14 protein-coding genes are annotated in these 11,184 nt (G+C 72.0%); 9 read left to right on the forward strand and 5 right to left on the reverse strand.

Annotated features, from left to right (window positions below):
- Positions 1–58: 58 nt before the first annotated feature.
- Positions 59–817, reverse strand: a complete 759-nt coding sequence (locus SCA03_RS31005; protein ID WP_086815061.1) for an aggregation-promoting factor C-terminal-like domain-containing protein — start codon at positions 815–817, stop codon at positions 59–61.
- A gap of 353 nt (positions 818–1,170) precedes the next feature.
- Between SCA03_RS31005 and SCA03_RS31010 the strand changes: the two genes are divergently transcribed.
- From SCA03_RS31010 to SCA03_RS31025, 4 genes are all read left to right on the forward strand, one after another.
- On the forward strand, positions 1,171–2,325 hold the full coding sequence (locus SCA03_RS31010) for a GAF domain-containing sensor histidine kinase (RefSeq protein WP_030885020.1): 1,155 nt from the start codon (positions 1,171–1,173) through the stop codon (positions 2,323–2,325).
- Positions 2,318–2,956 carry a response regulator gene (locus SCA03_RS31015; RefSeq protein ID WP_030885017.1) on the forward strand — a complete coding sequence of 213 codons (639 nt, stop codon included), beginning with the start codon at positions 2,318–2,320 and terminating at the stop codon, positions 2,954–2,956. The genes SCA03_RS31010 and SCA03_RS31015 overlap by 8 nt, the downstream gene beginning before the upstream one ends.
- 117 nt (positions 2,957–3,073) lie before the next feature.
- The gene (locus SCA03_RS31020) at positions 3,074–3,361 is read left to right on the forward strand and encodes a chaplin (RefSeq protein WP_063764616.1); all 288 of its coding nucleotides are present in this window, start codon (positions 3,074–3,076) and stop codon (positions 3,359–3,361) included.
- Positions 3,362–3,456: 95 nt separating this feature from the next.
- Positions 3,457–3,705 (forward strand): chaplin, encoded by a 249-nt coding sequence (locus SCA03_RS31025; RefSeq protein ID WP_030885012.1) that lies wholly within the window; start codon positions 3,457–3,459, stop codon positions 3,703–3,705.
- A gap of 151 nt (positions 3,706–3,856) precedes the next feature.
- On the opposite strand, the gene SCA03_RS31030 is transcribed toward SCA03_RS31025, so the two are convergent.
- On the reverse strand, positions 3,857–4,690 hold the full coding sequence (locus tag SCA03_RS31030) for an Rv1486c family protein (protein ID WP_030885009.1): 834 nt from the start codon (positions 4,688–4,690) through the stop codon (positions 3,857–3,859).
- A gap of 105 nt (positions 4,691–4,795) precedes the next feature.
- Here SCA03_RS31030 and SCA03_RS31035 point away from each other — a divergent pair, with 105 nt between their 5' ends.
- From SCA03_RS31035 to SCA03_RS31045, 3 genes are read left to right on the forward strand one after another with little or no spacing between them, the layout of a single operon-like run.
- Positions 4,796–5,587 carry an ABC transporter ATP-binding protein gene (locus SCA03_RS31035; RefSeq protein ID WP_030885007.1) on the forward strand — a complete coding sequence of 264 codons (792 nt, stop codon included), beginning with the start codon at positions 4,796–4,798 and terminating at the stop codon, positions 5,585–5,587.
- Positions 5,588–5,608: 21 nt separating this feature from the next.
- Complete coding sequence (locus SCA03_RS31040; RefSeq protein WP_030885004.1) at positions 5,609–6,031, forward strand: NfeD family protein; 423 nt, start codon at positions 5,609–5,611, stop codon at positions 6,029–6,031.
- A gap of 58 nt (positions 6,032–6,089) precedes the next feature.
- Entirely contained in the window at positions 6,090–7,061 is a 972-nt protein-coding gene (locus tag SCA03_RS31045) for an SPFH domain-containing protein (RefSeq protein WP_030885002.1), read from the forward strand.
- 182 nt (positions 7,062–7,243) lie between these two features.
- Here SCA03_RS31045 and SCA03_RS31050 read toward each other — a convergent pair whose 3' ends face one another.
- Complete coding sequence (locus SCA03_RS31050) at positions 7,244–7,753, reverse strand: HNH endonuclease (RefSeq protein ID WP_030884999.1); 510 nt, start codon at positions 7,751–7,753, stop codon at positions 7,244–7,246.
- Positions 7,754–8,270: 517 nt separating this feature from the next.
- Positions 8,271–8,810 (reverse strand): YbhB/YbcL family Raf kinase inhibitor-like protein, encoded by a 540-nt coding sequence (locus tag SCA03_RS31055; RefSeq protein ID WP_030884996.1) that lies wholly within the window; start codon positions 8,808–8,810, stop codon positions 8,271–8,273.
- Positions 8,811–9,004: 194 nt separating this feature from the next.
- Between SCA03_RS31055 and SCA03_RS31060 the strand changes: the two genes are divergently transcribed.
- Positions 9,005–9,436, forward strand: coding sequence for a barstar family protein (locus tag SCA03_RS31060; protein ID WP_030884994.1), 432 nt, complete (start codon positions 9,005–9,007; stop codon positions 9,434–9,436).
- A gap of 34 nt (positions 9,437–9,470) precedes the next feature.
- Here the strand turns inward: SCA03_RS31060 and SCA03_RS31065 are convergent, their stop codons facing one another.
- A complete protein-coding gene (locus SCA03_RS31065) occupies positions 9,471–10,253 on the reverse strand; it encodes a sporulation protein (protein WP_030884993.1) in 783 nt (260 codons plus the stop codon).
- Between the two features lie 51 nt (positions 10,254–10,304).
- Between SCA03_RS31065 and SCA03_RS31070 the strand changes: the two genes are divergently transcribed.
- On the forward strand, positions 10,305–10,988 hold the full coding sequence (locus SCA03_RS31070; RefSeq protein ID WP_086815062.1) for a DNA-3-methyladenine glycosylase: 684 nt from the start codon (positions 10,305–10,307) through the stop codon (positions 10,986–10,988).
- Positions 10,989–11,184: the final 196 nt, after the last annotated feature.

Raw genomic sequence — 11,184 nt, forward strand, 5'->3', positions numbered from 1 at the left:
GGGACGGGCCGGCGACCGGCTGACGGCCGTCGGACGGCCCGCGGACGCGGCAGCCGGCTCAGTACGCCTGGTGCGACTGCCAGAACGACCAGGCACCGCACGGGCTGCCGTAGGTCTCCTTCATGTAGCCGAGGCCCCACTTGATCTGCGTGGCCGGGTTGGTCCGCCAGTCGGCCCCGGCCGAGGCCATCTTCGTCCCGGGCAGCGCCTGCACGAGGCCGTAGGCCCCGCTGCTGGGGTTCTGCGCCGTCACGTTCCAGCCGCTCTCCCGCTCGACGATCCGGGAGAAGCACCGGAACTGCGCCTCGTCGCCGATGAGCTGGCGGGCGATCTCCCGCGGCGAGCCCGTGGGCGCCGCGGGCCGCGGCGAGGCGGTGGCTCCCGGGGCTGCGGAGCGCCGGGCCGAGCGGCTGGCCTCCGCGCGGGAACGCCGCTCCCGCTCCGCGGCCTTCGCCGCCCGCTCCTCGCGCTCGGCCCGGGCCTTCTCGCGTGCGGCAGCGCGCTTCTCCGCCGTCTTGCGAGCAGCGCGCTTCTCCTCGCGCAGCTGCTGCTGCATCCGCGCGGACTGCCGCCCGATGCTCTCGTGCTGCTGCTGTGCGGCGCGGGAGACCGCGACCAGCTGTGTGCCCGTCGCCGGCTCCGCCACGTGTGCGTCCTGCGAGCCGCCGCCCGAGGAGGCCGTCCCGAACGCCAGCGCGGTGACCCCCACCGCCGCGATCCCCGTCGCCGCCGAGACCTTCTGCAACCTGCTGAAGCGGCGCGGCCCGCGGTGCGAGGCGGGCGGATGCGGGGACGGACCGGGGGAGGGCGCGGACATACGGGGGTGACCTCTTTCGTGGTGCGGCATGCGCGGGACGTGCGGGCCCTGCCGGGACCCGCGGATCCTGCGGCCGCTGACTGCGGCGGGCGACATTCTTGGAGCGCCTCGCCACGCACGGCAAAGCGACGGGCAGAGCCCCGCTACGAGCCTGCTTCGTAGTGACCCGTCCGGGTTCTCCCGTCCCGCGCCGTCAGCCCCCTTGCGGCTCCACTACCGGGCTTCGTAGCGCGCCCGGGCCCTGTGGGAGTCCTCACAGCCGGGTCTGCGTCGCCGGTCCTAGGACCACCGCCCCGCGACCGCCCGCCGCCTGCCCGATCCCCGGTGACGGACCCCGCGAGTACGGTTGCGGCATGCTCCCCGGGTCCGGATTCGCCGCCGTGAGCGCGGCGCTGCTGGCGATGAACAGACAGCTGCAAGTGCGCGACGTCCTCCAGACGATCGTCGCCTCCGCACGCGAGCTGCTCGACGCCGAGTACGCCGCCCTCGGCGTCCCCGACGACCAGGGCGGTTTCGCCCAGTTCGTCGTCGCCGGCGTCAGCGAGGAGCAGTGGCGCCGGATCGGCCCGCTGCCCCGCCAGCACGGCATCCTCGCCGCGATGCTGCGCGATGCCACCCCGCAGCGCCTCGCCGACGTCCGCACGGACCCCCGCTTCGGCGGCTGGCCCGACGCCCACCCCGAGCTGGCCGACTTCCTCGGTATGCCCATCGCGGACGGCGAGGAGGTGCTGGGCGCCCTGTTCCTCGCCAACAAGCGCTGCCCGCCGGGCCGCGCGCCCAGCCGCACCGGCTCCTGCGCGTTCACCGCGCAGGACGAGGAACTGCTCCGGCTGCTCGCCCAGCACGCGGCCATCGCCCTCACCAACGCACGGCTCCACGAACGCAGCCGCGAGCTGACCATCGCCGGCGAACGCGCCCGTATCGGCCACGAACTGCACGACGCCGTCGCCCAGAAGCTCTTCTCCCTGCGGCTGACCGCGCAGGCGGCCACCGCGCTCGTCGACCGCGACCCGGCCCGGGCCAAGGCGGAGCTGCGCGAGGTCGCCCGGCTCTCCGCCGAGGCCGCCGACGAACTGCGTGCCGCCGTCGTCGAGATGCGCCCCGCCGGGCTCGACGAGGACGGCCTCGTCGCGACGCTGCGCACCCAGGCGCAGGTCCTCGACCGCGCGCACAGCGCCGAGGTGTCCTTCACCTGCGAGGGCGTGCGCGCCCTGCCCGCCGCCCAGGAGGAGGCCCTGCTGCGGGTGGCCCAGGAGGCCCTGCACAACGCCCTGCGGCACGCCGGCGCCTCCCGCGTGTGCGTCGCCCTCACCCGGCGCGGCCCGGCCGCCGTCCTGACCGTGACCGACGACGGCTCGGGCTTCGATCCGGACGCCGAGCGCAGCGCGGGCCGCCACCTCGGGCTCGTCTCGATGCGGGACAGGGCGGCGGGCGTCGGCGGGAAGCTGACCGTCCAGTCGGAGCCCGGCAAGGGCACCGCTGTCGAAATGGAGGTGCCCGGTGGCTGATCCCATCCGCGTCCTGCTGGTCGACGACCACCAGGTCGTCCGCCGCGGACTGCGCACGTTCCTGGAGATCCAGGAGGACATCGAGGTGGTGGGCGAGGCCGCCGACGGCGACGAGGGCATCGCCCGGGCCGAGGAACTGCGCCCGGACGTCGTCCTCATGGACGTCAAGATGCCGGGCACCGACGGAGTGGAAGCGCTCCGCGTGCTGCGGCAGCGCGGCAACCCCGCCCGTGTGCTGATCGTCACCAGCTTCACCGAGCAGCGCACCGTCGTCCCGGCCCTGCGCGCGGGCGCGGCCGGATACGTCTACAAGGACGTGGATCCGGACGCGCTGGCCGGAGCGATCCGTTCCGTGCACGCCGGGCACGTGCTCCTGCAACCCGAGGTCGCGGGCGCCCTGTTGGCGGGCGAGCACACCTCGGGCGGCCGCGGCCCCTCGCTCACCGAGCGGGAGCGCGAGGTCCTCGGTCTGATAGCGGACGGCCGCTCCAACCGCGAGATCGCGCGGGCCCTGGTGCTCTCGGAGAAGACGGTGAAGACGCACGTCTCCAACATCCTGATGAAACTCGACCTCGCCGACCGCACCCAGGCCGCGCTCTGGGCGGTACGGCACGGCATCACCGGCAGCTGACGGCGGGCCGCGGGCCCCGCCCGGGAACCGAACTGCCGTGCCTGTCACCGCAGGATTCATACCGTCGTGTGGTCGTCATCTTTTCGGCGCATCCTCCTTGCCGATGGTCCGTTCACCATGACGTGCCGCGGCGCCGAAGCCGCGGCTGTCGCAAGGAGGGTCACAGTGAACAACCTGAAGAAGGCCGTGGGTCTTTCGGCAGCGACCGTCGGCGTCCTGGCCGCCGGCGCGGGCGCGGCCTGCGCGCAGAGCGGTGCGCAGGGCCTCGCCGCCAACTCGCCCGGCGTCGCCTCCGGCAACACCGCTCAGGTGCCGGTGCACGTCCCGGTCAACCTCACGGGCAACAGCGTGAACGTCGTCGGTGTCCTCAACCCGGCGTTCGGCAACAGCTCGTTCAACAACTGAGCCGCTCAGCAACTGAGGCAGTCACCGGCCCCCGCCGGCGGACGCCGTCCATCACACGGCCCTCAGCCCGGGGCCGCATGTACAGGAGAACACCCATGAACGCCAAGCACACCGTCAAGAAGGCCGCCCTCGTCGTCGCGGCCGCCGGTGTCGTCACCGGCGCCGGAGCGGGCTCCGCTCTCGCCAGTGGCGCCGCAAACGGCCAGGCCGTGAACTCGCCCGGCGTCGTCTCCGGCAACCTCGTGCAGGCGCCGGTCCACGTCCCGGTCAACGCCGTCGGCAACAGCGTCAACGTCATCGGCGTCCTCAACCCGGCCTTCGGCAACCAGGGCCTGAACCTCTGAGGACCTCCCCGCGCGGAGAGCCGCCGGCGCACCGCTGCACACACCCGGCGCCGACGGACCGGCCGCACGGGCCCCGCGGAGGACAGCTCCGCGGGGCCCCGCGGCACCGGAAGCGGCCTGCCGCCGGGCCCGTCACCCGTCGGCTCGGGCGTCAGGGCCGTCCGCCCTCGCGCCGCCGCTCCAGCTCCTCCGCGTACGCGTTGTACGCCGCCACCTGGGCCCGGCGGGCCGTCCGCTCCACCGGCCGCAACGCCTCGGTGCGCGCCGCCATCTGGGCCGCGCTGACCGCGCCGCCGTGCTCCCGGCCGTCACCGCCCCCGCCGTGCGCGATCGCGACGAGCGCGCTCACCCGCTGTGCCAGCTCCAGGACCCGCACCGCACGCGGCGGATACCCGGGCGCCAGCAGCCGGCGGCCCGCCTCGGCCCGCGCCCGGTAGGCGTCCAGGGCCGCGTCCGCCACCGGTCCGGATCCGGCCACGTCCAGCCGGGTCAGCACCTCGGTCGCCTCCCGCATGCCCTCGGCCAGCTCCCGCTCGGCCTCCGCCAGCGACGGCACATCGGCCGGCGGCGCCTGGCGAACGGGCAGGCACTCCCAGACCACTTCGGTGTGCACGTCCTCGGGCGCCGGCTCGCCCCCGGGCGGGCCCGCCTCCCACAGCAGCGGGACGAGGCCCAGCGCGGCCCCGTCCACCAGCACGGCCTCCCCGGCCTCCAGGGCCCGGGCGTTGAACTCCGGCGGCCCGCTCAGGCCGAGCGGATGGCCCGGCACCGGCAGCGCGATCCGCAGCCCCGTGGCGCCCATCGCGCGCAGCCGGCCGAGCGCGAGCGTCAGCCCGGCCGGTTCGGCGTCGGCCTCGGGAAGCGCCACCCGGTGCAGGGCGTCCTCCCCCGTGATGCGTTCCGCGGCCTCGTCGGGCGAGACGAGTCCGGCGAGCAGTGCGTTTCCCCAGGCGGCCAGCCGCCCCGAACGAGGTTCGTCGAGCATGACCCCAGCCTAGGGAACACGCTTCGCACACGGTGGCGTAGGTTTTCCCCTGGGGAATGTGCCCACAGGCACCGAAACGCGACAGGCATAGGAGACAGCGCGCTCATGAGCGAAGTACTGGAGCTGGTGGACGTATCCGTGGTCCGCGACGGACGTGCTCTGGTGGACGATGTCTCCTGGTCGGTCAAGGAGGGCGAGCGCTGGGTGATCCTCGGCCCCAACGGCGCCGGGAAGACGACCCTCCTCAACATCGCCTCCACCTACCTCTTCCCGACCAGCGGCACCGCCTCGATCCTGGGCGAACGCCTCGGTGACGTCGACGTGTTCGAGCTGCGCCCCCGCGTCGGCATGGCCAGCATCGCGATGGCCGAAAAGCTGCCCCGCCGGCAGACGGTGTTGGAGACGGTGCTGACCGCCGCCTACGGCATGACGGCGCACTGGCAGGAGAGCTACGAGAAGGTCGACGAGGAGCGCGCACTCGCCTTCCTCGACCGCCTGGGCATGTCCGAGCATCTGGAGCGCAGATTCGGCACCCTCTCCGAGGGCGAGCGCAAGCGGACCATGATCGCCCGCGCGATGATGACCGACCCCGAACTGCTGCTGCTCGACGAGCCGGCGGCCGGGCTCGACCTCGGCGGCCGTGAGGACCTCGTCCGCCGTCTCGGCCGCCTCGCGCGCGACGCCTACGCCCCGTCGATGCTGATGGTCACCCACCATGTCGAGGAGATCCCGCCGGGCTTCACCCACGTCCTGATGCTCCGCCAGGGACAGGTGCTGGCCGCTGGCCCGCTGGAGACGGAGCTGACCTCCCGCAACCTCTCGCTGTGTTTCGGACTTCCGCTGGTCGTCGAGGAGAACGGCGGCCGCTGGACCGCACAGGGCCTGCCGCTGCGCTGATCGCACGCCTACCATGGCCGTGTGGATGCATGGGTGTGGTGGCTCATAGGCGCTGCGGCGCTGGGAATTCCGCTCGTCGTCACCGCGATGCCGGAGTTCGGCATGCTCGCGGTCGGCGCGGTGGCGGGCGCGGTCACAGCAGGGCTCGGAGCGGGCCCCGTGCTCCAGGTCGTCGTCTTCGCGATCGTCTCCACGGCGTTGATCCTCGCCGTCCGTCCGATCGCCCGGCGCATGCGCAGCGAACGGCCGGAGATGGCCAGCGGAGTGGAGGCGCTCAAGGGCCGCCAGGCACTGGTGCTGGAGAAGGTCGACGGCCACGGGGGGCGGATCAAGCTTGCGGGAGAGGTCTGGTCGGCGCGCTCGCTGGACGCTGGCGAGAGCTACGAGCCGGGCAGTCAGGTGGACGTGGTCGAGATCGACGGAGCGACCGCGGTCGTGATGTGATGACCCGTGAGCAACGGCACGAGCGGCAGTTCTTGACAACACGGCAGGGGGCGAGGCGATGGACGCCATCATCATTGTCCTGATCATCCTGGTGGTGCTGGTCTTCATCGCACTCATCAAGACGATCCAGGTCATCCCGCAGGCGAGTGCGGCGATCGTCGAACGCTTCGGGCGCTACACGCGCACGCTCAACGCGGGCCTCAACATCGTCGTCCCGTTCATCGACACGGTCCGCAACCGCGTCGACCTCCGTGAACAGGTCGTGCCCTTCCCCCCGCAGCCGGTGATCACCCAGGACAACCTGGTGGTGAACATCGACACCGTCATCTACTACCAGGTGACCGACGCCCGTGCGGCGACCTACGAGGTGGCCAGCTACATCCAGGCGATCGAGCAGCTCACCGTCACCACCCTCCGCAACATCATCGGCGGCATGGACCTGGAGCGGACGCTCACCTCCCGCGAGGAGATCAACGCCGCCCTGCGCGGCGTCCTCGACGAGGCCACCGGCAAGTGGGGCATCCGCGTCAACCGCGTCGAGCTGAAGGCCATCGAGCCGCCCACCTCCATCCAGGACTCCATGGAGAAGCAGATGCGCGCCGACCGCGACAAGCGCGCCGCGATCCTCCAGGCCGAAGGTGTACGGCAATCCGCGATCCTCACCGCGGAGGGCGAGAAGCAGTCCGCCATCCTGCGCGCCGAAGGTGAGTCGCGCTCGGCGGCCCTGCGCGCCGAAGGTGAGGCCCAGGCGATCCGCACCGTCTTCGAGTCCATCCACGCCGGTGACCCGGACCAGAAGCTGCTCTCCTACCAGTACCTCCAGATGCTCCCGAAGATCGCCGAGGGCGACGCCAACAAGCTCTGGATCGTCCCCAGCGAGATCGGCGACGCACTCAAGGGCCTCGGCGGAGCGCTCGACAACTTCCGCCCCGGCGACGGGAACGGCGGTGGCGCCGCCGTCCCCGCCCCCCGGCCCTCGCCGCCGAGCGTCAGCAAGCCCCCGCGCGAACAGCCGCCGCTCGACTCCTGACGCCCGCGCCGACTCCGGTGGCGCCGCGTCCGCTTCGGCCCGGCGCCCCACCGGCGCACGGCACGGCCGGACGCCCCGCACGACGAAGGGGCCGCTCCGCATCCGTACGGATGGGAAGCGGCCCCTTCTGCATCACCCGGGCCGTGGCCGCCGTGCGCCGTCGCCTACGTCGGCGTCCACGTCTACGCCGAGGCGGGAGCCGTCAGCCACGGAGGCAACGCGTCCCCCTCCTGAAGGCCCAGCGCCAGCAGCAGTGCGTCGGCCGGCGTCGGCTCGAACGGCTGGACCAGCAGGCTCATCCCGGCCTGCGCCGGAGTACGGTCCGCTTTGCGGTGATTGTCCGCCGAGCAGGCCGCGACCGTGTTCAGCCAGGTGTCCCGGCCGCCCCGCGAGCGCGGCACGATGTGGTCCACCGTGGTCGCCCGGCGCCCGCAGTACGCACACCGGTGCCGGTCCCGCACCAGGACGCCCCGCCGCGACCACGGCGCACGTTGTCGGAACGGCACCCGTACATACCGGCACAGCCGGATCACCTGCGGCACCGGAAGCTCCAGCTGCGCCGCACGGACCCGCAGACCGGGATGCGACTGCTCGACGACGGCCTTCTCGCGCATCACGAGAACCACCGCACGCCGCAGCGACACCGTCGACAACGGTTCGAAGCTCGCGTTGAGCACCAACGTGTCCCGCATCCCGGCCACCTCTCCGTCCCGCGCGTTCCCGTACGCCGCCCGCACCCCCGTGGCGGGCGAGCACCACTGTGCCCCTGCTCACGCGGGCCGACAACGCAATTTCCTTACGCTGTACAGGAGATGACGCGGCCGCGAACGCGGACAGGGCACAGTGGCCCGGAGAGGGGCAGGGGCTGAAGAGCCCTCGGAAGAGCGAAAGGGCGGGAAGCGAAGAAAGCGAAGGGGAGAGAAAAGGCGGAGGGCAGCGGGTGCGGAAACGCCGACGGCAGCCGACGCGGTCATCCGGAAGCCATCCGGACTCCGGCGGGCGGCCGGCGCGGATGAGGCGCCAGGGCCGCCCCCGCGGCGTAGGTGGAGTACACCCGCGCGGTGCCGACTGCCTGCTCCACACTGTGCGCCCCGCGCGCCGCGGACGCAACGCAATAAAACCGGCCCCGGACAGCCCCCGCGGGGGCCGCCGAGGCCGGCGGAACCGGTAACCCGGAAAAGAATCTTCGACAGGGCGCGGTCAGCGCGGTCAGCTCTGTGCCGGGATCTCGAACTCCCCGATCAGCTGTGCACGCGCCACCGTCTTGAACCGCAGATTGAAGCCGACGACGGCCGGCGTGGCATCCGCGTCCGGCCCGAGCTTCTCACTGTCGACGGCGTACACCGTGAACACATAGCGGTGCGGACCGTCCCCGGGCGGCGGCGCGGCCCCGCCGAAGTCCCGCGTCCCGAAGTCGTTGCGGACGTGCACCGCTCCGGTGGGCAGCCCCTCCATGGCACCGGTTCCCGCGCCCGCCGGCAGCTCGGTCACCGAGGCCGGGATGTCGAAGACGGACCAGTGCCAAAATCCGCTCCCCGTGGGAGCGTCGGGGTCGAAGCAGGTGACCGCGAAGCTCTTCGTCTCCGGAGGAAAGCCCTCCCAGCGCAGATGCGGGGAGGTGTTGCCCTCCGCGTACACCTGTGCGGAACCCAGATGGCCGCCGTCCGCCAGATCGTCGCTCGTCACCGAGAACGACGGCACCGGCGGATGGAAGTCATGGGGGAGCGGACGCCGTTGCTGGTCGGCCACGTCGGAACCTCCTGTCACGCGAATCGCTGAAACGGCCAGCCTAACGATCGGGGAAGCCTCTCTTTGCCACCATGGCCGGTACGGCGGCACGCGCAGTACAACCCCACCCCCATGCCTGCCGCCGCCCCGACGGACACGACAGATACGCCGGATATGACGGACACGACGAGAACCGAAGCGGTGGTGCGACAACGATGACCAGCCCCGTGGAACTGCCCGAACTGGCCCAGGACGACCTGCCGCGTCTCTTCGACTCCTCCGTCCCCCCGGGCGTCTACCGACTGCCCTCCGTCGGCCCCGACGCGCTGATGCAGGCCGAGGCCGCCGGCTGGGTCGACGCCGTCGTCGACCTCGAAGGAGTGACCAACAAGGCCGAGTTCATGGAGCGTTGCGCCACCGGCCTCGAACTCCCCGACTACTTCGGCCGCAACTGGGACGCCCTCGCCGACCTCCTCACCAACCTCTCGTGGTGGGGCGAGGCGCCCGGCTACCTCGTACTGGCAACCAGCTGGACCGCCTTCGCCGAGGCCGACCCGCAGGACGCCGCCGCGGCAGCGGAGGTCTTCACCGCCGCGGTCGGCTTCTGGGCGGTGCGCGACACCCCGCTGACGATCCTGCTGGGCTGACCACCCCCGGAGCACCGCGCCCGCCACCGACGGCTCAGAACCAGTTGCGCTTCCCGCCCACCTCGGACAGCCACTGGTTGATGTACCCGGCCCAGTCCGTCTGCTCGAAGGTCGCGAAGTCGACCGGGAAGGCGCGGTAGCTGTCGCTCCCACTGGTGAAGAGCCCTGGCTTCTTGTCCATCTCCAGCACGACGTCCATCCCCCGGGCATCGGCGACGAACGACAGCTCGACCTGATTGAGCCCCCGGTACTGCTCGGGCGCGAAGAACTCGATCTCCTGGTAGAAGGGCAGCTGCTGCCGCGTCCCCCGGATGTGCCCCTTCTCCATGTCGGCCGACTTGAAGCGGAAGCCCAGCGCACCGAACGCGTCGAGGATCGCCTGCTGTGCCGGCAGCGGATGGATGCTCACCGGGTCCAGATCCGTGGAGTCCACCGCCCGCGCGATCGCCAGCTCCGTCGTCACCCCCAGCTGCATCCCGGTCAGGTGCTGACCCAGGAACGTGGTGATCGGCGTCTCCCACGGCACGTCCAGCCCGAACGGCACCGCGTGCGAGGCCCCGGCCTCCAGCGTCACCGCCCCGCCCAGCTGCCGGCGGCCGAACTCGATGTTCTGCTTCAGTTCCCCGTCGTCGGTCTCCACCTCGACCCGCGCCTGGAGCCCGACGGAGAGCCCTTGCACCTCCTGCGCGACGGACCCCGCCTCGATCCGCACCTCACCCTGCAGCACACCGCCCGGAACGGCGTCCGGCTCGCGCAGCACGGTGTCCACCGAGGCACCCCCGACACCCATGCTCGCGAACAGCTTCTTCAACCCCATACCTTTTCCTCCCCATCTGGAAGCGCACCGGTTCCAGTACGCTCGGACGGCATGTTTGCAGGCCGAGACCGTACGCCCCTCGCCGAGGACGGCCACACCTGTGTGCCGCGCACCTTCTTCGACCGCCCCGTGCTGGACGTCGCCCCGGACCTCCTCGGCCGCGTCCTGGTACGCACGACGCAGGAGGGGCCGATGCAGTTGCGGATCACCGAGGTCGAGGCGTACGCGGGCGAAGCCGACCCCGGCTCGCACGCCTACCGGGGCAAGACGAACCGGAACGCCTCGATGTTCGGCCCGCCCGGCCACGCCTACGTCTACTTCATCTACGGCATGTGGTTCAGCCTGAACCTCGTCTGCGGCCCCGAAGGCCACGCGAGCGGTGTGCTGCTGCGCGCCGGCGAGATCCTCGAAGGCCAGGAGCAGGCCAGGCACCGACGCCCCAAGGCCCGCTCCGACGCGGAACTGGCCAAGGGCCCGGCCCGACTCGCCACCGCGCTGGACGTCGACCGCACCCTGAACGGCACCGACCTGTGCTCGGGCGATCCCGCCGCACCCCTGACCGTCCTCCCCGGCCGGCCCGGGGCACCGGGGACCATAAGGAACGGCCCGCGCACCGGCGTCGGCGGCGAGGGCGCGGTCCACCCGTGGCGCTTCTGGCTCGCGGACGACCCCACGGTCAGCCCGTACCGCGCCCACCAGCCGAGGCGCCGGAGGAAGAGCCAGGAGGCCACTTGACGCTCGAACCGGCGGGACGTAATGTAGATCGAGCCGCTTGAAGAGGGCAGCTTCGCATGACGCACTACGCGGCGAACGCCCTGAAGCGGCACCCACTATCGATGATCTTCCCTTAAGAGGGGTCATTCGGCGCGTCCGAATTCCTCCCCTCCGGACCCGATTAGGAGTCCCGGGGAAAACCCGGTAAAGTGGGAAA

The sequence above is a fragment of the Streptomyces cacaoi genome (assembly GCF_006539165.1).
GTDB classification, from domain to species: domain Bacteria; phylum Actinomycetota; class Actinomycetes; order Streptomycetales; family Streptomycetaceae; genus Streptomyces; species Streptomyces cacaoi.